Raw genomic sequence first — 21,802 nt, forward strand, 5'->3', positions numbered from 1 at the left:
CGAATTCCGGCTTTTTGAGCTGCCGAACTGACTTCTGCTGCGACTTCCGGGACTTTAACTCCGGGTAGGTAGTTTATGGATGCTGCGCCGACAGTGGTCAACTGCACCAGCAGCAGGAAGTAAGCAAAAATCAAGTTGGCAATCACCCCGGCGCTAATCACGATCGCCCGATCGAGCACGGGGCGATTTCGCAGCAAATTCGGGTCGTTGGGGGGAATATTGCTTTCTGGATCGTCATCCGGGAAACCCACGAAACCTCCCAGGGGAAAGGCGCGGAGGGCGTATTCAGTTTCCGGGCCTTGGTACTTCCAGAGGATGGGGCCGAAACCGATAGAGAAGCGGTTGACGTGAATGTGTTGAAGTCTCGCCGCCAAGAAGTGGCCGAGTTCGTGAACGACAATCAAGATACCTAAAACTGCGATCGCTGCCAAAACTGACATGAAGGATTCCACTAACACTTTTACTTTACTTTGATTTATTTTAATATCTTTTTAATATAGGTGGCGGACGATCGACAATTTTCAGTCAAACTAGAAGATGGTATGTTTTTTTCGGAAGTCCCGGCCGGTAAGCGATCGGGCTGATGTAACTTTTCGCCTTTCTCAAGGAAGAAGGAAAAAAAATAATTCAACCGATGCCCTGTTTGGCCGATGCTCTTCGGCCCTGTTTGGCCGATGCCCAATTTCCTATTACCAATTCCCAGTTATCAATTCCCCATTACCAATTCCCAATTATGAAAGACACATCTTTGAATATTATCGCTATTTCTATCTTCGCCATCACCGTTTCAATATTGTTAGGGCCCCTATTCAACTTACCAGAGGCCGTACCTGCGATCGCCACTTTTTGCCTGTTGGGGCTAGCAACCCTCGACAGTTTCCAGTGGCAAGGTCAAGGCGGCGCAATTTTAGTAGATTTGCTGGGGGGAAGTTCCAAACAAAATCGCGATCGCATCCTCCACCACGAAGCCGGACACTTCCTAGTCGCCCACCTGTTAGGAATTCCCGTAACCAGCTACGCCCTCAGCGCTCTTGAAGCATTCAAACAAGGTCAAACAGCCCAAGGCGGCGTCCGATTTGAAGACGAACAACTAGCATCTCAACTCCAAAGCGGCACTCTTTCATCCCAAATTTTAGACCAATATTGTACAGTGTGGATGGCCGGAATAGTAGCCGAAAAAATTGTTTATGGCAGCGCACAAGGCGGCGCAGAAGACCGCACAAAAATCCGCGCCATCCTCACACAACTGCGCCGTCCCAATTCCGAAATTCAACTCAAACAAAACTTAGCTTCCATGCGAGCAAAAAACCTACTCGAAAACCACAAATTAGCTTACGAAGCCCTAGTTGAAACAATGGAAAAAAGAGCAACTGTTGCTGAGTGCTGCGACACGATTCAACAAAATTTGTAGCACAAAAATTGCCCCCTGTTGCCTGACAGAGTCCAGTTTTTTTGTAGGTCGATCGCTAAAACTCTGATTCGGCCTACAAACCGGGTTGAGGATTTAATACCAAATCCGAGTTTGCCATCCCCTCGATATTCTGACTCTTCTCTTTCCTCTTCTCTTCGCGTTCTTTGCGTCTTCGCGGTTCCATTATCAAAGGAGTATGTTACCCAAATTTGGTAGTAACAGCATAAATATTATCGGATTAACAACTGATGTATAGGAATCCTAAATCATTTGTGAATTTCTTACTCCATCCCCTTAATAAGGGGAGGGTTGGGGTGGGGTAAAAAACTTTACGACTCCTGCAAGGATTGCTATAACAACCAAAACATTTCGCAACAAAACGGCAAACAGCGAACAAAAAATCACAAAAAATGCTGTAGCTGTTCCGTTTCCGCATCTGCCTCCAATGGTGCGGTGTCGGTGTCAGCGAACTGGGAACACCGCCAATACAAATAAACGCTATTTGCAACATAGCAAAAATGCTTTACTTGCTCGATGCAAAAGATATTGACGAATCAGCGATTATACTTGGGAAGCATTTGTCGATCGACTACCAATTACCCATTATTCAAAATCATCCCGATCGCCCAAAAAAAACTTAGTATAGCGACGTAGCGTGAGTTATACTCCTACTGGAAAGACTGAGACTGCCTAAAAATCCCGAAACATCAGCTTATGAGCAATACTTCCCCCCCTGAAGCAGCAGCCGACAACCTCGAAACCAAAAAACTCAGTTTCTCAACAAAATTAGCTTATGGTGCCGGAGACCTCGGCCCCGCAATTACGGCGAATGTTCTGGTATTTTTCCTGCTGTTTTTCTTTACTAACGTCGCCGGTTTGGCTGCGGGTACTGCTAGTAACATTTTGTTAATTGGCAAGGTTTGGGATGCTATAAATGACCCGATTGTGGGGGTTTTGAGCGATCGCACATCTCATCGGTGGGGCCGCCGCTATCCTTGGATGGTTTACGGCGCAATTCCTTTCGGCATCTTCTTCTTTTTGCAGTGGATTGTTCCCAGCAAAGATCCTACGATATTGTTTTGGTACTATGTGGCGATCGGCATTTTATTTAACACCGCCTACACCGCCGTTAACCTGCCTTACACCGCCCTCACTCCAGAATTAACCCAAGACTACAACGAACGCACTAGCCTTAACAGTTTTCGGTTTTCTTTCTCCATCGGCGGCAGCATTTTGTCGCTAATTATAGCGCAAATTATCTTTGCAATAGTTAAAGATGACATCCAAAAATACTTAATATTAGGCGCACTCTGTGCAGTGATTTCAGTATTGCCTTTGTACTGGTGCTTTTTGGGAACCCGCAAACACGTTTTATCTCAATTGCAAGAACATCCAGGAGAAGACAACTCAACTTCCTTGCCGCTGAAAGAACAATTGCGGATTGCATTTAACAATCGTCCTTTTTTATACGTAATTGGAATTTATCTCTGTTCTTGGCTGGGCGTGCAATTAACTGCTTCTATTTTGCCCTATTTTGTCATCAACTGGATGAAACTGCCGGCTGCAACTTTTACCCAAACTGCGATCGCAGTTCAAGGCACGGCACTCGCCATGCTATTTGTTTGGAGTAAAGTCAGCGAGAGATACGGCAAAAAAGCTGTTTATTTTATGGGCATGAGTTTGTGGATTATCGCCCAAGCCGGACTGTTTTTCCTGCAACCGGGACAAGTAGTGCAGATGTATTTGTTAGCAGTAATGGCCGGGGTGGGAGTTTCCACTGCTTATCTCATACCTTGGTCGATGATACCGGATGTGATTGAACTCGACGAACTCCAAACAGGCGAAAGACGCGAAGGCGTGTTCTATTCGTTTATGGTGTTGCTGCAAAAAATTGGTTTGGCATTGGGCTTGTGGTTTGTAGGACAAGCATTAGAACAAGCTGGATTTCTTGCCACAGTTCAGGGACAAGCCCCTCCCATACAGCCAGATTCTGCGCTGTTCGCGATTCGATTTGCGATCGGCCCCCTGCCCACAATTGCTTTAATTTGCGGCATGATTCTCACATATTTTTATCCGATTACCCGCGAAGTTCATGCAGCAATTTTGTTGCAGCTTCGAGAAAAGAAAGCACAAAATCAGTAAACTGCGATCGGCAATGTGGAATTACTAAACTCAAAAACTAACAGCTACCAAGAGCTAATCCTGGCGATATCTATAGCAATCTTCCCATTATGTGCTAACTCTTTTTCTTCCTTTAAGAATGTGTCGCCAGCAACTCGCTCCAGGTATAAACACTCCTAAAGCTTGAGTTTTTCGCAATGTCGATCGACTTTTAACTCGCCAATCATTAAATTTTATGTCAATTTCTCACTATTGAGATCGGTGTATGATATGAGAGTTGTGGTGAGTTTGTGATATCATCCTAGGGACAAATAACTAGATTGACTTAAACAGTCATCCAGCTCGTCGAAAAGTTGATAATTATCAACAAAAGCCAGATTTTTATCGGAAATTGATTCGATTAGTGGCAGTTCCAAAAGTCTGCTGAATGCTGCTAATTATATCTAGAGGGAAAATGTCCGTTTTTTAGTCTCTCAATTAGCAGGTAAGTTAACAGGTGCTACAGTTGACGTTCAACAGGAAAGTGGCATAATAGATAACAAGGCAATAGCAGCGCGATCGGCTGCTGAGGTGTGAGGGCAAATTGTAAAATTTTGGTAAAGTTATCGCGCGATGGCTACCGAGCTCGGCGACACCGGGAAAAGTTGGCACAGCGGCCCATAAAGCCTGAATTGAAGCGCAACACAGAAAAAAAAATACAGTCGGATACAACACTCAAACAATTAGTAAAAAAAAATTGCAGCACGCAAAACATAAAGATTTAGTTATGTTTGTGTATGATGTGAAAGTAGTGAGAACTATTAGCAGGAACTAGAACCGACCAACCAAGAATCTCCTGTGATATCCTGAAGTCAAGGGTGAAAGTATCAATCACAATGGACACAGAACAAAGCTGATTTCACAAAAAAATATGAAAGAGGTCAACATGGAAAAAGAACAGGACTCTCATATCGTACCCATTAGCAACCAGAGCAGACAGGTGCAGCACTTTTCCGTTGACGAGGGAGAGGAGTTAAGCGGGCAGCCTCAGAAAGGATTGAATCTCAAGCCGTTGTTTAGGACTTTTGCGCGAAAAGCCCTAGTCATCATCGGGATTGTAGGTCTAGCAGGCGGTGCAGTTTATTTTCAGATCAAGCAAAGCAAGAAAACATTTCAAGGCGATTTTCGGATGCTAGTGGAACCGGTGACAACGGAGGCCAGAATAGCTGACCCCGCTGCACTCGCCAATCGCAGCGAGGGGGGGGGAGTGCCTAGTCGAGATTTTTTTAGTTTGGACTACGCAACTCAACTTCAAATTCTCCAGAGTCCTGAGATGCTATCGGCTATTACGAAACAAGTCCAAAAAAAGTATCCAGAAATGACCGAGGAACTTCTTAAAAAAGGATTGCTAGTTTTGCGCCTCGGAGACAATGAGCTGACGCAAACTAAAATTTTGGAAGTTCGTTTCATGGCGCAAGAACCAGAAGTAATTGAGTTTGTTTTACAAGAAACTAAAAAGAAATATTTAAAGTACAGCCTTGACGAACGCAAGAGTCGCATTGGTGAAGGAGTTAAGTTTATTGAAAACCAGCTTCCGGGACTAAGCAAGCGCGTAAATGACCTGAAGTCAGAGTTGCAGGTGATACAGCAGCAGCAAAAGATTACAGATCCTAAAGAACAAGGCGCGCAATTGATCCAGCAAATTCGTACCGTAGAAACTTTAGAGTTAGAAACTCAAAGGCTGCTTCAGGAACAAAAAACGCTGTATGCTAACTTGCAAAAACAATTAGATTTTACACCGAATGAAGCTATTGCTGCTTCAGCTTTAAGCGAAGAACCTCAATATAAAGAGTTGCTGACTAAGGTTAAGGAAGTAGAAGGTCAGATTGCTGTAGAAACAGCTCGTTTTAAAGCTGCTAACCCGATAGTGGAAGCTTTAGAGCGCAAGCGGGCAAATTTAGTAGCTTTGCTCAACCAGCAAACAGATCGAATTTTGGGGCAAAATTTAGTAGGAGCGCAAGCGAATGCTAAAGTTCAGAATTTTCAAAATTCGATTCGCATAGGCTTGATCAAACAATTGGTTGATACTGCTAACCAAGTTCAAGTTTTAGAAGCTCGCAGTCAGGCGATCGGCCAAACAAAAAATGATTTGAGCCGACAAGCAAGAGAATTCCCCAGTATAGCCCGCCGCTACAACGAACTGCAACAGCAATTAGACATAGCATCCCGCACCCGCGATCAACTTTTAACTCAGCGAGAAACTCTGCGCGTCCAAGCTGCTCAAAGCCAAGTACCTTGGGAAATAATTTCGGAGCCCCGGATACCGCGAGATCCTAAGACTGGCAAATATATTCCCGTACCCTCGAAAAATGCCAACAAATTTTTCATGGCAATTGTTGGGGGGTTAGTATTGGGTTTGGGAGTCGCTATCCTGATTGAAAAGTTACGCAATATTTTCTACTCTCCTGATGACATTAAAGATGCGTTTGAGGTACCTTTATTGGGAGTGATTCCTCGGGACAAAAATGCTAAAACTTTTCCGCCTTCTATTGCTAATTCCTATGCTTATATTGAAGGAAAAAAGGGGAATAAAAAAGTTGCTTCAGAATTTATAGAAGCTTTTGACTCTCTTTATACTAATATTCGCTTTCTTTCTTCCAATCGAACCATTAGATCTTTGGCAGTTGGTTCGGCTACAGTTGACGAAGGCAAATCTACTGTTGCTCTAAACTTAGCTCACGTGGCAGCGCTGGCGGGCCAGCGAGTGCTGTTAGTAGATGCCGATTTGCATTCGCCCAGCCTGCACTTGCTGTTGGAACTGCCTAATCTCAAGGGATTGAGCAACTTGCTCGACAATAAATACCAACCCAGCGAAATTATCCAGCGATCGCATTTAGAAGATAATCTTTTTGTATTAACTGCGGGTCTTCCTGTTCCCGGTGCTGCCAGACGGCTTGCCTCATCTGGGATGCAGTATTTAATGGAAGAACTTCACGCATCATTTGACTTAGTTATCTACGATACGCCGCCGCTGGTTGACAGTAAAGATGCGAATTTTTTATCGGCGCGCACAGATGGCATACTGATGGTTGTAGCAATTCGTCAGGCCAAGTTTTCTGTAGTCCAAACGATTTTCAGTCAATTAGAAAATTTTGGCATACCATGCTTGGGCACAGTTGCCAATCACCCCATTAAAGGCAAGAATTATCAACCATCTAAATCATTGGCTTTGGAAGATAAAAATGAATATTTAAATTTTGCACCAGTAGAGTCTGGTATCCGCAAACTAGCTCCCAAAAAAGAGTGAGATCAATTCCGGTTGCACTCCTCATGACTGTTGACTGTTGACTGTTAACTGTTGACTGTTGACTGTTGACTGTTGACTGTTGACTGTTGACTGTTGACTGTTGGCGGTACGACTCGATTTTATTATTCCGATGCAACCGGAAACGATATGAGGATCGAAAACTTAATAACTTAAACACATCCTACAGTTCTCTCTCCTGTAAGTTGCCTTCCTCAAAGGAGGCAGAGCCTCCGGATCTGCATTACCAGGCAGAGCCTGGTAACGAGCAAACGATATGAGTTCCTGTGCGAAAAGGACGATCGCAACAATACTGATTCTCACAAATTTTGCAACAGTTTTTGTAGGGCGGGTTCACCCAGATCCTTGCTACAAGCGAAAATATTCAACAACCCGTCCTTGATACTGTTGCAAAATTTTAGAAAAATGGCATAATATTCGTTCGATCGTTCCGAATGCAAGTTTTACGATCGGGACTGGGATTAAAAACGATCGCACTTTTACAGATTTCCGACTCTTGTTCAATTTCCCAGATTAATTGGTCGAGTAAATCTCAAAGCTCAAATCAACTGATGGCGGACTAATTCTCATCCAGGTTAGTAGGAAATGTTACGGTAAAATTAGTCCAGCCATTGCTGCTTTCAACCTCAATTTTTCCCTGCAACTGTTCGACAAGTTTTTGAACCAAAGCTAAACCCAAACCTGTACCTCCTTGTTTCCAGGGGTCAGCGTTGGGAACTCGATAAAATTTATCAAAAATTCGAGGCAATTCCTCTATCGAAATCGACGATTGATTGCTGAGTGTAAATTGGATGGAGGAATTCAAATCAGTTGCTTGGATCGGATTTTTTCCGCTTCCTCCGCCTTCCCAGTGTCCGTTTTTGCACTCAACCCTGAGAGAGATTTCGCCGTCATTGGCGGTATATTTGCAGGCATTGTTGAGGATTTCTGCTAAAATTCGTCCCAAACTAGCGCGGTTGGAACTGATCGTGGGGAGGTGAGAATCGCACTCTACTCGCAAATGCTGGTGGCGGTTCTGGGTGCGAGTGTAAAATGGCTCGATAATCGCAGGCAGCCAGACTTCTAAGTTTACTGGTTCGAGGTCGATCGGACAAGCTGCTGCTTCGAGCCGCTGCAAGTCTAGCAAAGCATTAATCAAATCAGTTTCTCTAGTACATTCTGTTTCTAAAATTTCTAAATAAATCTGCCTTCTATCTGCTGTGGGAGAAATTTTCAGCATATGAATAGCCATTTTCATGTTAGCTAAAGGCGTTCGCAGTTCGTGAGAAACTGTGCTGAGAAATTCATCTTTGAGAACGTTTAAATGCTGGAGTTCCTGCACTTTTTGCTGCAATTGGGCGGTGCGTTCTTGGACTTGGCGTTCGAGGTCGGTGTTGAGATTTTGTACTTGCTGGTAAAGTTGGGCTTGCTGAATGGCGATCGCGATTTGAGTTGCCAGTTGCAGCAGCAAATCCACTTCCGAAGGCTGCCACTGCCGCGACTTGGAACACTGATGGACGCACATCACGCCCCACAAATTGCTGTCTTGCAAAATTGGTACAATCAAATAAGCTTTGATTTGCGCTTGCTGCAATCGCGCAAATGTTTCGGCATTTAAATTAGCTTGCTCGATGTCGGGGACGGCGTATATTTCCTGTTCGAGCGCGAACGCAGATTCATGCCACATTGTATCTGGCATGATTTCTCCCAAGATTGAAGACCATTTCGATGCAACAGATTCTGCCACGGCGATGCCCAAATCCTTCGACTCCAAACGCACGATCGCTACTCTGTCGGCGTGCAGAACTTGCCGGACTTCATCGACGCTGGCGTTGAGAATTTCTTCGAGGTTTAAGGATTGGTGAATCCGCAAGGAAATTTGAGTTAACAGCCGATCGCGCTGCACCTGTTCGTGGAGTTTTGCAGTCCGTTCCCGCACCTGCTGTTCGAGTTTGGCATTGCGGCTTTGCAGCAGTTCCAATTTTTCCGCTTGCAGTTGATAAACCGACTGCTGCAACTGTTTGACAACTCGGTACATTTCTGTGGGATCGAGGACTCGGAGCAAGCTGGTTTGGGTAATCAGTCCCAACAGTTCTCCGCGCCCCCCGCACACGACCAACCGCTGCACTTGTTGCTGCTGCATTTGTTTGTGCGCCGTCCACAGGGAATCGGAAGGTTGCAGAAATTGCAGGGGAGTTCTCATGACTTTTTGAGCTGGGGTTTGCTCGAAATTTAGTTCTAGAAACAGTGCCTGCACGATGTCGTATTCGGTAATAATTCCCAAAGGTTGGTGAAAGGAATAGTGAAAAATGGAGGTATAGTCATCTTTGGGCTTCTCCATTGTTAATTCTTTGTTTTTTGTAATGACTACGCAACTGACTTGATGCTCTGACATCAGTTCGGTGATGCTTTTGAGCGAGCTGGTGTGGGGCGCTGTAATTGGCGTAGTCATCAATTCTGCTACCCGCCGCAATTTCAGAATGTTTGAAGGCTGCAATACTTGCCGAATTCTTTCCCTAGTCAGCACTCCTACCAAGTGGCGAAATTGATTGACGATCGGCAAATAGCGAATTTTGTGCTGGCGAAATAACGATAAAGCGCCGAATACGTCTTGGTCGTCGGATGCTGTGAGGAAAACCGACACCGTCCCCATTACTTCGGAAATGGGTATTTTGTGCAGCGCTACTTTTTTCTGAGTGTCGATTTTGCCACAAGCGATCAGCGTCACTAAGTCGGCGGGAGTTAATATGCCCAGCAACAGCCCGCGGCTGGGGTTTTCGGATAAGTTGCCCGTGCTAATAGTCTGCTGGTTTTGCACAACTAGGACGCAGCGGGCCCGTACCTTGTCCGAGGCGGAGGCTTCGCTCATCGCCCCCCGATCGGAGGGTAAAGGTGTTTTGATGAGGGGACAACTATTTTGCAACTGACTCATCAGGGCGACCGCCACTGCTAAGGAAGTATCAGGCCCTGCGGTTAGGGGGTAGCGGTCGATCGCCTGTTCTAATGCTGAGGAGTAAAAGGGTGGGTGGTAAAGGGACATAGTTGATGGCAGGTGGCAGGTTGTCAGAGGGTGGCTAATACCATTTTCGATTGGGGATGGGGGAACGATTGATTGCAGAGCGGGTTTGGAGTGCGAGCTACCGAGTTGCATTGTTTGGGAAACTGGTATCACGATCGGGCAAAGTCTTAGAGAACTGCACAAACACTAGAAACACCTCGCCTGTGCTTGGGATTTTAATAATAGACTTTCTAATTTATTATTTCCATTTCCCAATGACAAGCGAATTTCAAGGGTGGTATCGCCACGCGATCGATCCGTGGAATCAATCGGGAGCATCTGGAATCTCAAATCAGAAGAGCCCCCGAATTGAGCCGTGGGGTCAATCTCAAATCTCAAATCGAAAAATGGAAAATCGAATGACCTTCCGATCCATCGTCTCATCAGTTTGCAAAGGTAAGATACGCGGGGCGGTTTTTACTGCCTGCTTTTAACCGGAGACTCGCTTATAATCAAAATAACCAAAATGTAAAGTTTTACTACAAGATTTACCGATAATGACAACTTTAAGCTTAGAACAAATTGCAGCCAAGTTAGAAAGCGAAAATTCCGCCGATCGCATGGTGGCTTTGGCTAACTTGCGGAACGTGCCGGCAGCAGAGGCCGTACCTTTGATTAAAAAGGTGTTGAATGATGAAAGTTTGCAAGTGCGATCGATGGCTGTGTTTGCTCTCGGAGTCAAACCGACTGCTGAGTGCTATCCTATTCTAGTCAAATTGTTAGAAACAGAACCTGATTACGGCATTCGCGCTGACGCTGCCGGTGCTTTGGGCTATCTCGAAGACATCCGAGCTTTTGAGGCTTTGGTGCGGGCTTTTTACGAAGATACTGAATGGCTGGTGCGCTTCAGTGCTGCTGTTTCTCTGGGGAATCTCAAAGATCCCCGGGCTCGCGACGTACTGCTGAGAGCTCTCGAATGCGAGCAAGTGGTGATCCAGCAGGCGGCGATTTCGGCTTTGGGGGAAATTAAGGACATTGGCGCGATCGATCGCATCCTCGATTTTACTCAATCGGAAGATTGGCTGATCCGGCAGAGGCTGGCTGAAGCTTTGGGGAATTTGCCCAGCGCCAAGAGCGTTTCGGCTTTGAAATACTTAGAAAAAGACAGCAATCCCCAAGTATCTCAAGCGGCAACAATTTCTCTCGATCGCTTAGAGAAAGCAGAAGGATAACAGATACCGATACTTTTGTAAGTGTTTCATTTCCGCGCTTTTAAGACGGCGATGAAACACCGATCCCTTCATTTATTCAGTCCTCTGCTAGCTCAACCGATTTCTCAGTTCTTGAGGTGACAAAACAGGAATCGGAGACCCTGCGAATCCATTCACATCCCGAGTAACGATCGCCTCTAACTCTAACTCGATCGCACACGCTATCTGCACCGCATCTTCAAAATCAGGTAATCCCAGCCCGATCGCCTGCTCCAGAACCTCTCGATCCACCGCACAAATTTCCATTAATGCCAACAGTCGAGTTACAGCAGCTATCGCAGCTTCAGAACTCTTGGTTTGTCGTCCCACCAAATAATGCACATCCGTAACGGTTGTCGCCGACATAAACCCTTCAACTCGCCCCGATTCAACTGCATTCAGTAAAAAAGCAGCATCTGCTACAAAAGGTTCGCGGGCAAGCATTGCATCCAGTAAAACATTGGTATCAAATAAAACTTTCATCACAGATACTTTTGCACTAACCGCTCATCCAACATTGCCTTTACTTCGGCATCTGTAGGTGGTGGCGCGTCCGTTTTCGCAATGCCAATTAAACTCGCGGCTAAACCCTTCGGCTTCACCTTCGATCGGGGTTTCGGTTGGAGCGATCGCATCAAAGCATTAATTAACTGCCATCGCTCCTCGGCAGACAACCTCAGTGCTCGGTCTTGAAGTTCGCGTAACGTCATAGTAATTATCTTTAAAACAAAGCATTGGACAAGTGGCAAGTATATAAATACCCCCGCTTCAAAATTTTAGCGCTTCAAGTGATATAATGTTAGCTTCTTAAAAACACTTAATTTTTCTAGAGAGGGATTTAAATGCCCTACAGTCAATTTAGCATCGAACAGATTAAGGCAGCTTTCGGCATCGCCTTTTCGAGCAAGATGGGCTTGTTTGCCGACATTCCAGAAATAGAACCCAGCAGTTTTTTGCAAGAAACTTTGCAATTCAACCTGCCTTTAGCACTAGAAATTAATTCGGAGAAAGCTCGATCCGAGCTAATTGTCGCGCCGATAATATTAGTTGAAATCAAAAAACTGCTGCCGGAACGGATGAGTTTATTTTTAGGTCGAGAATTCAATGTAGACGCTGCTAGGGTTTGAGCGGTTATTGCGATTTTCTAATTAGCCGATCGCCCGAACAGACAGTCCTATCGTTTCCGGTTGCATCGGAATCATAAAATCGAGTCACAACTGGGAGTATCTGGAAATTTTTCAAATTATCAGGAATTGCGATCGAGATTGACAACAGCGAATATTTTATTAATAATGTTGGTAAAATTCTAGGTATCTTAATAAATTTTATCGAGTCTTGAGTAAAACCAGAATGTATTATTTAAGCTGCCAGGGCAAATCGCAAGTTAAAATAGTTGTCAATCTCCTTTAACCAAAACTAGCCATGAATCAAGCACCCAATCCTTTTAACTCAAATCCGTCCGATCCGCTAGACCCCTTGGATCAAGAAGTTGACGAGCAAGGTGAAGCATTGCCGACACAGTACCACCCGGCTACTAAGAAAACTCTGCAAAAAGGTTTTCTCATCCTGGTAGTTGTCGGGGTAGTTATTGGGGGAATTCTATCTGTAGGGGTGATTTCGCTGATGCAGAAAGCCGGATTGACTGATGTGCCGGCGCGGGTAGAGAATCCGAAATAATATTCCGCCGGCAGGATATGTCGATACTAAATCCACCAATTTTCTGGAATGAAGCTGGAGAAACTATGATGTTTTGTATGGATGTTTTCAAAATAATTGATGCTTAAAAATTCTACGGCAGGGGGCGATCGCACGGCCCAACCGCAGATTTCAGAAAAACTTGTCTCCGCAGGCTTTCACGCGCTTTCTGACCCCCTGCGGATTCAAATTTTGGAGTTGCTGCGGGAGCAAGAATTGTGCGTTTGCGATTTGTGCGATCGGCTTTCTGTCCCTCAGTCTAAACTCTCTTTTCACCTCAAAACCTTAAAAGAAGCCGGTTTAGTCCGCAGCCGCCAAGAAAGCCGCTGGATATACTACAGCCTCAATTTCGCTCAGTTTCTCGCCCTGGAACAGTACCTCGCCGAGTACCGCCGCTTCATCCAGATCCTGCCGGCGCGCCCTTGTGCTGGCGCGGATCTTGTCCGGTAAAGCAACCTCTATTGATTCGATCGTTCTGACTAAACTTCTCTCTCGTTTTACGGAGACTTGCATCCGGGACGATCGAACCAAAAGAAAAAAATTGACATATCAAATAATTTTGATATGATCTTTGGCAACCAATGAGTTGACAGCGATGGGTGCAACAGTAAAGAAGTTAGCTTCAGGGGCGAGAGATTGCAGCCGAGAAGCGATCGCCGAAGGCCTCGGCACGTTTATTCTAGTTTTTGCAGGCACCGGCGCGGTGATGGTTAACCAAATTAGCGGTGGTTCAGTAACTCATTTAGGCATCAGTTTTGTATTTGGTGCAGTTGTAGCAGCGATGATTTACGCGATCGGACACATCAGCGGCGCGCACTTTAACCCAGCCGTAACTTTAGGGTTTTGGGCGAGCGGTTTTTTCCCAAAATACAAAGTTTTGCCCTATATTTTGGCGCAGTGTGCGGGGGCGATCGCAGCTTCTCAACTGCTGCTAATTAGCCTAGGAAAAGTGGCAAATCTCGGTGCAACAGTTCCTCTAAACGGCAATTGGTTGCAGTCTCTAATTTTAGAAACTGTATTAACTTTTATCCTGATGATTGTTATCCTCGGTTCGGGATTAGATAGACGCGCTCACATCGGTTTTGCCGGGATAGCAATTGGGTTAACTGTAGGACTGGAAGCTGCATTTATGGGGCCGATTACCGGAGCGAGCATGAATCCTGCCCGCTCTCTGGGGCCAGCTTTAATTGGCGGCATTTGGGAACACCATTGGGTTTACTGGATTGCTCCGATTTGGGGAGCGCAATTAGCAGTCGCAGTTTATCGGGAACTGTCGAACGGATTTCGGGACTTTAATTGAAAGTATCATGAAAAGTTTCACGCACAAACCGAGAATTTTGTTTTTATACGGCTCTTTAAGGGAGCGTTCTTACAGCCGTTTATTGGCGGAAGAATCGGCGAGAATTATTGAGGGTTTCGGTGCAGAAGTTAGGTTTTTTCATCCTTGGGAATTGCCGATTTATGGCAGCGTTCCTGATACTCATCCGAAGGTTCAAGAGTTGCGGGAATTAAGCCTGTGGTCGGAGGGTCAAGTGTGGTCTAGTCCAGAAATGCACGGCAATATTACTGGCATTATGAAAAATCAAATTGACTGGATTCCTTTAAGTATTGGGGCTGTCAGACCGACTCAAGGTAGAACTTTGGCGGTGATGCAAGTCAGCGGCGGTTCCCAGTCTTTTAATGCTGTCAATACTTTGAGAATTTTGGGCCGCTGGATGCGGATGTTTACGATTCCGAACCAGTCTTCGGTTGCTAAGGCTTATCAGGAGTTTAATGAAGATGGAACGATGAAGGATTCGGCTTTTCGCGATCGGGCGATCGACGTGATGGAGGAACTGTACAAGTTTACCCTGCTGTTGCGGGAGCAAGTGGATTATTTGACCGATCGGCACAGCGAACGCAAGGAACAAGCTGCTAAGGAGGCGATCGACCTAGCAAATCGTGCCCTGGAAGTTAATTAAGGCGATCGAAACATCGGGCGATCGAATTACCCGGCGATTGAAATCGCGGCTACAAAAACAAAACCCGCCTGCGCGGGTTGAAGAATCAAGAATTTCTCTTCAGTCCACGGAGGTGGACTTCGGTTGTGTAGCCGCGGTTTCTAACCGCCGGGGCCCTAACAACTCACAAATCACAACTCACAACTCACAACTCACAACCAACAAAAACCATGAAAAAAGTAATGTTCGTTTGCAAAAGAAACTCCTGCCGATCGCAAATGGCAGAAGGATTCGCTAAAACCATCGGAAACGGCAAGATTGCTGTCACCAGTTCCGGCTTAGAATCAAGCAGAGTTCACCCGACAGCAATTCAAGTCATGTCAGAAATCGGCATTGATATCGCAGACCAAACATCACAATCTTTAAGCGATTTCTGTGCCGAAGACTACGATGCCGTAATTTCTCTGTGCGGCTGCGGCGTGAATTTACCCGAAGCGTGGGTATTGCGAGAAGTATTTGAAGATTGGCAACTAGATGACCCCGACGGAAAGCCGATCGAAACTTTTCACCGCGTTCGAGATGAAATTAAAGCACGAGTTGAGAAATTAGTTGACACTCTAAAGTAAGATTAGTGTCAAAATTATAATTCTTACCTTGTCGGTTTTAATTCAGCTCTTGCAGTAATGTCCATAAGCCTTTTATGAACAGGCAAGATGCCTGTTCCACAAGAAAATTACTCTCCTGTGGAACAGGCATCTTGCTTGTTAAGCCAGAATCGTGCAAGATGTCAGTTTTAACTGAGTTGCAGTATTGTCAATAAGCCTTTTACGGGCGGGATCTCCTACCCAAACCCTACTCCCCACAAGAAATTCACTCTTTGTGGAACAGGCATCTTGCCTGTTTTTAAGAATGGTGCGAGATGTGAGTTTCAATTAAATTTGTAGCAACAAGTTAAAAATTGTCACTGTCGCATCCACAAAATTAGTGCTAAATTATCAGAGAGGTTCTACCAGAACGCCTCTAAATCCGTTGCCAGCAAAGACTAAAAAACTTAGCAGATGATTCAGACAGCAATCACCCCTTTCAAAAACAAACTCAACTCAGCTTTAACTAAAAAGCAGATTACAGTTTTACAAATTAATCTCGGCAAACGCTGCAACCTCGCTTGCACTCACTGTCACGTAGAAGCTAGCCCGAAACGAACAGAAGAACTTTCCCCGGAAGTTTGCGACCAATTAATTGAAATTATTCGCCGTTTTCCTCAAATTCAAACTGTCGATCTCACCGGCGGTGCTCCCGAAATGCTTTACGGTTTCAAACCGCTGGCGGAAGCTGCCAGGGCAACAGGTAAAGAGGTAATTGTTCGTTCTAATTTAACGATTTACTTTGAAAAAGGTTTTGAGGATATTCCTGAATATTGCGCGCAGCACCAACTCAGAATAGTTGCATCGCTTCCCTGCTACCAAGCTGATAATGTTGACAAAATGCGCGGCAGCGGTGTTTTTGACAGTTCCATTCGGGCGCTGCAAAAGCTGAATCAGTTGGGATACGGAAAAAACCCAAATTTGATTCTGGATTTGGTGTACAATCCGCAAGTGCCGACAACAGATAAGTTTTCGCTAACAGCGGAACAAGGCAAGTTACAGCGAGATTATCAGGTTTATTTAGCTGAAAATTTTGGGATTTGTTTTAATCACTTGTTCGCGATTACTAATTTGCCGGTGGGACGGACTAAGTTTCATTTGGAACACAAGAAACTGCACAAGCCTTATCTGGGGTTTTTGGAGGATAATTTTAATCCCGGTACTGTGGATCATTTAATGTGCCGCAATGAATTGTCGATCGACTATTTGGGCAATGTCTACGACTGCGATTTTAACCAAATGGAAAATCTGCCGGCTAAAACTCGCAGCGGGGAACAGATAACTGTTGCTAAATTGCTGGAATCTGGCAGTTTAGATGTGATTCAAAATGTGCAAACTGCTGCTTATTGTTACGGCTGTACGGCGGGTTGCGGTTCTAGCTGCGGCGGCACTTTGACTTGAGAAGTCATTAGTCATTAGTCATTAGTCATTAGTCATTAGTCATTAGTTATTAGTCATTAGTCATTAGTCATTAGTCATTAGTTAACGGTTAACAGTTAACAGTCAACAGCTAACAATGCCCAATTCCCAATTCCCAATTCCCAATTCCCAATTCCCAATTCCCAATTCCCAATTCCCAATTCCCAATTCCCAATTCCCAATTCCCAATTCCCAATTCCCCATGCCCATATTATTGAGAATGGAGATTTTAAGCAATGAATGATTCCCGATCGCCAACCGAGCAAAATCCGCCGCCATCAAATAAGTGGAAGTTGATTTTAGGGATTGGTTTAGTTTTGGCTTTGATTGTGGCGGCACAGTTTTTTAACTTTCAAGGAATTTTGAAAAATGCCCTGGAGTCGATCGCCAATCTCGGCCCGTGGGGCCCGGCAGCTTTTATTCTAATTTACATTGTCGCAACGGTTCTATTTATCCCCGGTTCTTTGCTGACTCTGGGTTCTGGCGTTTTGTTCGGAGTTGTGGGCGGTTCGGTTTGCGTTTCCATCGGCTCGGTTTTAGGTGCAACTTGCGCTTTTTTGGTAGGGCGGTATTTAACTCGCGACTGGGTTTCCAAACAGATAGAAAACAATCAAAAATTTCAGGCGATCGACTCCGCAGTTGCCTCTGAGGGATGGAAAATTGTGCTGCTGACGCGGCTTTCTCCTATTTTTCCGTTTAATTTGCTCAATTATGCTTTTGGTGTCACGCAGGTATCTCTAAAAGACTATTTTTTCGCATCTTGGATCGGCATGATTCCCGGAACAGTCATGTATGTTTATATCGGTTCCCTGGCCGGGAGTTTGGCGGAACTCGGATCTAGCGGGCGATCGCGCACTGCTGCTGAGTGGGCTCTCTACGGCATTGGTTTGCTAGCAACGATCGCCCTTAGCGTTTATGCAACCCGCTTGGCAAAAAAAGCTTTAGACGAAAAAATTTCTGCTTGAATCCGCAGCGCAAATTAGCAAAATTGTCAATACGGTTTTGTCCATACATTATTATACACGGCTAATTTAAAAAACTCCGTATTTTCTCTGTGTTATTTACAAGAATTTTGTTATACAAACAAGATAGATATTAAATATAGCCGAGTCTCAAAAAGATAAGGTACTATCCGGCATAGGGCTCCGCTGCCTCCGTGGGCTAGGGCATACCTCACCACGCTTGAGAACCCCTATATCTTAAATAACTAATCTTCAATAGATAAACCAAAAGTTTAAAAATCAGGTTAATGCAAAATATAAAATGCGATCCTCTTCGAGGGCTTCGCTAACGCGCGGTCGGCATAAAAGTTATATGGAGTGAGGACTGTAACTCCTGATTGGTTGAACCGATCAGGACTCAAACCCTTATTATTTGGTTGATTAATTCTGCCGGATAACCAGTAATAAATGCCGTTTAATCAATTTGACTCTCGACGAGAACATTTGATGATGCAAAACCCAGCAAATCCAGCCAGAGATGTGTCAGCACAGCCATGCCACCAAACAAAAAAGCTGCACCGCTTTTGGCAAAACATCAGCACTTCTGCTCAATCGCGCTGGCAGCAACTGGAAAGTCTTTGGCAGCACAGACGGCAGCGCCGCCATTTGCTAACCCTGCTAATTCTCGGCACCACGGCTTTAACCATTAGCACAACTGCTTGCGTCAGCTATTTTTTTGTGCGCGGACTAATTCTCGACAATTTAAAAGAAATAGCACTATTAAAACTAGAAAAAGGCACCGATGAAATCGACCGCTGGCTCAGCAGCCGCAAAGCAGAAATAGAAACCATCGCTTACTCTCCTACAGTTCGCACTCTCAATTGGGAAGTAGTCGAACCCCGGTTGCAAGGAGAAATATATAGATTAAAAGAGTTTTTCATCCTGTCATTAACTCAACCCGACGGCTCATTAATCAACACTCTAGACAACCGCACGAACATCAAAGACCGCCAACACTTTAAAAAAGCAATGGCCGGACAAATCAACGTTTCCGACCCGCTGATCGGCCGCAGTACAAAAGTTTCGACGATCGTGATTTCAGCTCCTATTTGGGCCTTGCCTTCAGAACCCAATCAAGTAATTGGAGTCCTTTCGGGCAGCATTAAATTAGACCGAGTAGCAAATGTTGCTAGCAGCCTGCACTACGGTTCCGAAAGTTATGCTTTTGCGCTCAATTCCGAAGGAGTGCCAATTGTTCATCCCAACAATAACTTAATCGGAAATAGCGATCGGCCGGGTCCAAGCTTTTTACAGTCACAAGATTCCGCACTCTCCACCGTTGCGCGGCAGATGATCGATCGCCAGACCAACATCGAACTGGTAAAAATAGATAACAAATGGGTGTATGCGGCCTACGCACCCCTCAAAGAAGTTAACTGGTCGATGGCCTTAGTAATTCCCCGCGAAAATATTGAATCCCAACTGCAAGCATTAAATTTGCTGACATCCGTCGTCGCCGGACTGCTCGTCCCAACAATGCTAGCAGCAATTTGGCTAATTTACTCCTCAGAAAACAATCGCGCCAGAGCCGAGCGAGAAGCCATGCTCAACCGGATTGCTGGACGCATTCGCGCTTCTCTAGAATTAGACAAAATCGTGCAAAGTACCGTCGAAGAAATAGTAAATTTGCTGCATCTAGAACGAGCAGCTTTTGGTTGGTACGAACCGCAAAACAAAACCTTACAAATTTTGTGGGAATGTTGCGAATCTGAGTGTCCGACACAACCCATAAACTTTCAGCCTTACTTGATGGAAAATTTGTCAGTACAAAGCGACCAATCCGAGCCAATTATTTTTCCCGGCGACACTTGGACTGGGAGTACCAATCAACCGATCGAACTTAAAGCTAATAGCTATTTAGCCGTACCTGTCCAGACTCAAAATCAGCGGCAGGGTTATTTAATTTGCAGCCACGCTGCTCAGTGGTTTTGGAGCGGGGAGGAAATTCAACTGTTAAAATCTGTAGCAGACCAATTGGCGATCGCAATTACTCAATCTCACCTTTACACTCAAACCCAAGACCAAGTAAAACTGCTCAATAGTGCCTTGCAGGAACTGAAAAAGACTCAAACTCATTTAGTGCAGAACGAAAAAATGTCATCCCTCGGTCAAATGGTGGCGGGGATAGCGCACGAAATCAACAACCCGGTTAACTTCATTTCGGCTAATTTGCCTCACACCACAAAATATACTAAAGATTTATTAGAATTGGTGAGTTTGTACAAACAAACATTCCCAGAAGTCCCCCCGGAAATCGCCGATTTTACAGAAGAAATTGAGCTAGATTTTATCGAGGAAGATTTGCCGCATATATTGAATTCTATGAAAATAGGAACCGAACGCATTCGCACCATCGTTCTTTCTTTGCGGAACTTTTCTCGCCTCGACGAATCAGACAAAAAGCAGGCGGACATTCACGAAGGCATGGAAAATACCTTGCTGCTGCTTTCCAACAAAATCAGAAATGGCATTTATATAGTCAAGAGATACGGAAAATTGCCTTTAGTAGACTGCTATCCGTCTCAGCTAAATCAGGTGTTTATGAATTTGCTGAGCAATGCGGTCGATGCCTTGAACGAGAGCGATCGCCTGGATAAAATCATTACTATTTCCACAGGAGTAGTTCGCGAAAAGAGTGCGAAATTTATGAAAGTGGCGATCGCCGACAACGGCCCCGGCATTCCCGACAGCGTTCTAGACCAAATTTTTAACCCATTTTTTACTACCAAACCAGTGGGAAAAGGCACGGGTTTGGGGTTAGCAATCAGCTACAAAATTGTCGTAGACGGACACGGCGGCAGCATCAACATTTCTAAACCTCCGGGCGGGGGGACGGAGTTTTTAATAAAAATTCCTATTAGTAATGAGCGACAAGAAGCAAGCAATAAAAGGGAAGTTGGGCAGCGAGCAATGTAGGGGAGATAATGGATAGAGGTTTGAGGAGACAAACAGCTTTAATTAATGCTAAGTTTACTGCTATTGGCTAAAATTAAAATAGTTTTTGTGACAGGAGTTTTATGGCTGTTGGCAAGGATACAATTTTCGAGCGCTTTTTGTCGCCGCTGATCCGGCTGGCGATCGACGAAGAAGCAATGAAACGACTCTACGAAGGTACTGACTGGGAAACAGCGGGCGATCGCCACCGACAACCCAACCTAGTTTATCCCGAATATTACAGCAGCCAAAACTTTCACGGCATCAAAGGCGGCTACCTCAACCCCAGTGCCGCCGTTTCCTACGATCCTATTACCCAATACGTCTTGCCTCCCCACGAAACAGTCGTCAGACAAGGCTTAATTGACGCTGTGCGGGTCAAACCGCGCCGAATTATCGATTTGGGATGCGGCACCGGTTCGACAACCCTGATGCTCAAACAAGCCTTTCCCGAAGCGGAAGTTGTCGGCCTGGACTTGTCGCCTTATATGCTGGTAGTCGCCGAAATGAAGGCACAAAAAGCCGGCTTAAATATCCAGTGGTTGCACGGAAATGCTGAAAGCGTGGGTTTTGCTGACAGCAGCTTCGATTTAGTCGCAGCTTCCTTGCTGTTTCACGAAACGCCGCCTGCTGTCTCGCGCGCAATTTTGCGAGAAAGCTTCCGACTGCTGAAGGTTGGGGGACAAGTGGCAATTTTGGACGGAAATCAAAAAACTTTGCGGCAGACAGAGTGGCTGACTGATATCTTTGAAGAGCCTTATATTAAGTCTTACGCGGCTGGTAGCATTGATGCTTGGGCGGGGGCGGCGGGATTTGCTGCGGTGCAAACTCAGGAACACTGGTGGGTGCATCAGGTGACGCAGGGCGTGAAACCTCTTTCTGGAGAAGATTTCGAGCCGGTGTCTCAGGCGCAGGTGCGGAATTTGGACGATCGCGCTCCTGATTTTAATGGCGATTTACCGGGCATTCCCTCTCCTGCTTGATTTATTGACTGTTGGCTGTTGACTGTTAACTGTTGACTGTTGACTGTTAACTGTTGACTGTTAACTGTTAACTGTTAACTGTTAACTGTTAACTGATGACTGATGACTGTTAACTGTTAACTG

At 45.2% G+C, this 21,802-nt stretch carries 20 protein-coding genes; 15 read left to right on the forward strand and 5 right to left on the reverse strand.

All coding sequences use genetic code 11. From position 1 onward, the window contains the following. Nucleotides 1–440 (reverse strand): RIP metalloprotease RseP (gene rseP / locus WBA89_RS13405; RefSeq protein WP_424407130.1); only part of this gene is annotated, 440 nt, incomplete at its 3' end. Nucleotides 441–733: 293 nt separating this feature from the next. On the opposite strand from rseP, the gene WBA89_RS13410 reads away from it, so the two are divergent. The 4 genes from WBA89_RS13410 to WBA89_RS13425 all read left to right on the forward strand — a co-directional run bounded on the left by WBA89_RS13410 (nt 734) and on the right by WBA89_RS13425 (nt 6,818). Continuing rightward, nucleotides 734–1,411 carry an ATP-dependent Zn protease gene (locus WBA89_RS13410; protein ID WP_424407132.1) on the forward strand — a complete coding sequence of 226 codons (678 nt, stop codon included), beginning with the start codon at nt 734–736 and terminating at the stop codon, nt 1,409–1,411. A gap of 518 nt (nt 1,412–1,929) precedes the next feature. Then, the gene (locus WBA89_RS13415; protein WP_424407133.1) at nt 1,930–2,052 is read left to right on the forward strand and encodes a hypothetical protein; all 123 of its coding nucleotides are present in this window, start codon (nt 1,930–1,932) and stop codon (nt 2,050–2,052) included. A gap of 73 nt (nt 2,053–2,125) precedes the next feature. Then, complete coding sequence (locus tag WBA89_RS13420) at nt 2,126–3,553, forward strand: MFS transporter (protein ID WP_424407135.1); 1,428 nt, start codon at nt 2,126–2,128, stop codon at nt 3,551–3,553. A gap of 889 nt (nt 3,554–4,442) precedes the next feature. Further along, a complete protein-coding gene (locus WBA89_RS13425; RefSeq protein WP_424407137.1) occupies nt 4,443–6,818 on the forward strand; it encodes a GumC family protein in 2,376 nt (791 codons plus the stop codon). A 577-nt stretch (nt 6,819–7,395) separates the two neighbouring features. Here the strand turns inward: WBA89_RS13425 and WBA89_RS13430 are convergent. Further along, complete coding sequence (locus WBA89_RS13430; protein WP_424407139.1) at nt 7,396–9,855, reverse strand: CBS domain-containing protein; 2,460 nt, start codon at nt 9,853–9,855, stop codon at nt 7,396–7,398. Between the two features lie 515 nt (nt 9,856–10,370). On the opposite strand from WBA89_RS13430, the gene WBA89_RS13435 reads away from it, so the two are divergent. Beyond that, complete coding sequence (locus WBA89_RS13435; protein WP_424407141.1) at nt 10,371–11,045, forward strand: HEAT repeat domain-containing protein; 675 nt, start codon at nt 10,371–10,373, stop codon at nt 11,043–11,045. Nucleotides 11,046–11,132: 87 nt separating this feature from the next. Here WBA89_RS13435 and WBA89_RS13440 read toward each other — a convergent pair whose 3' ends face one another. Continuing rightward, entirely contained in the window at nt 11,133–11,546 is a 414-nt protein-coding gene (locus WBA89_RS13440) for a PIN domain-containing protein (RefSeq protein WP_424407143.1), read from the reverse strand. Further along, complete coding sequence (locus tag WBA89_RS13445; protein WP_194067282.1) at nt 11,546–11,773, reverse strand: hypothetical protein; 228 nt, start codon at nt 11,771–11,773, stop codon at nt 11,546–11,548. The genes WBA89_RS13440 and WBA89_RS13445 overlap by 1 nt, the downstream gene beginning before the upstream one ends. A 132-nt stretch (nt 11,774–11,905) precedes the next feature. Here WBA89_RS13445 and WBA89_RS13450 point away from each other — a divergent pair, with 132 nt between their 5' ends. From WBA89_RS13450 to arsS, 7 genes are all read left to right on the forward strand, one after another. Further along, on the forward strand, nt 11,906–12,190 hold the full coding sequence (locus tag WBA89_RS13450) for a hypothetical protein (RefSeq protein WP_424407145.1): 285 nt from the start codon (nt 11,906–11,908) through the stop codon (nt 12,188–12,190). Between the two features lie 295 nt (nt 12,191–12,485). Beyond that, complete coding sequence (locus WBA89_RS13455; protein ID WP_424407147.1) at nt 12,486–12,740, forward strand: hypothetical protein; 255 nt, start codon at nt 12,486–12,488, stop codon at nt 12,738–12,740. 99 nt (nt 12,741–12,839) lie between these two features. Then, nucleotides 12,840–13,208: an ArsR/SmtB family transcription factor gene (locus WBA89_RS13460; protein WP_424407150.1), complete on the forward strand. Its 369-nt coding sequence runs from the start codon at nt 12,840–12,842 to the stop codon at nt 13,206–13,208. 145 nt (nt 13,209–13,353) lie between these two features. Next, nucleotides 13,354–14,058 carry an MIP/aquaporin family protein gene (locus WBA89_RS13465; RefSeq protein WP_424407152.1) on the forward strand — a complete coding sequence of 235 codons (705 nt, stop codon included), beginning with the start codon at nt 13,354–13,356 and terminating at the stop codon, nt 14,056–14,058. Between the two features lie 7 nt (nt 14,059–14,065). Next, complete coding sequence (arsH, locus tag WBA89_RS13470; RefSeq protein WP_424407154.1) at nt 14,066–14,719, forward strand: arsenical resistance protein ArsH; 654 nt, start codon at nt 14,066–14,068, stop codon at nt 14,717–14,719. Between the two features lie 209 nt (nt 14,720–14,928). After that, nucleotides 14,929–15,324, forward strand: a complete 396-nt coding sequence (arsC, locus tag WBA89_RS13475; protein ID WP_424407156.1) for an arsenate reductase, glutathione/glutaredoxin type — start codon at nt 14,929–14,931, stop codon at nt 15,322–15,324. Nucleotides 15,325–15,756: 432 nt separating this feature from the next. Further along, complete coding sequence (gene arsS, locus WBA89_RS13480; RefSeq protein WP_424407158.1) at nt 15,757–16,743, forward strand: arsenosugar biosynthesis radical SAM (seleno)protein ArsS; 987 nt, start codon at nt 15,757–15,759, stop codon at nt 16,741–16,743. 102 nt (nt 16,744–16,845) lie between these two features. Here arsS and WBA89_RS13485 read toward each other — a convergent pair whose 3' ends face one another. Beyond that, nucleotides 16,846–16,998 carry a hypothetical protein gene (locus WBA89_RS13485; protein WP_424407160.1) on the reverse strand — a complete coding sequence of 51 codons (153 nt, stop codon included), beginning with the start codon at nt 16,996–16,998 and terminating at the stop codon, nt 16,846–16,848. Between WBA89_RS13485 and WBA89_RS13490 the strand changes: the two genes are divergently transcribed. The 3 genes from WBA89_RS13490 (at nt 16,998) to WBA89_RS13500 (ending at nt 21,679) form a co-directional block, all read left to right on the forward strand. Continuing rightward, nucleotides 16,998–17,726: a TVP38/TMEM64 family protein gene (locus WBA89_RS13490; protein WP_424407162.1), complete on the forward strand. Its 729-nt coding sequence runs from the start codon at nt 16,998–17,000 to the stop codon at nt 17,724–17,726. The two genes, WBA89_RS13485 and WBA89_RS13490, sit on opposite strands and share 1 nt — an antisense overlap. 444 nt (nt 17,727–18,170) lie before the next feature. Then, a complete protein-coding gene (locus WBA89_RS13495) occupies nt 18,171–20,678 on the forward strand; it encodes an ATP-binding protein (protein WP_424407164.1) in 2,508 nt (835 codons plus the stop codon). 101 nt (nt 20,679–20,779) lie between these two features. Beyond that, nucleotides 20,780–21,679, forward strand: a complete 900-nt coding sequence (locus WBA89_RS13500; RefSeq protein ID WP_424407166.1) for a class I SAM-dependent methyltransferase — start codon at nt 20,780–20,782, stop codon at nt 21,677–21,679. Nucleotides 21,680–21,802: the final 123 nt, after the last annotated feature.

The organism is Microcoleus sp., from assembly GCF_049646505.1.
GTDB lineage: Bacteria > Cyanobacteriota > Cyanobacteriia > Cyanobacteriales > Microcoleaceae > Microcoleus.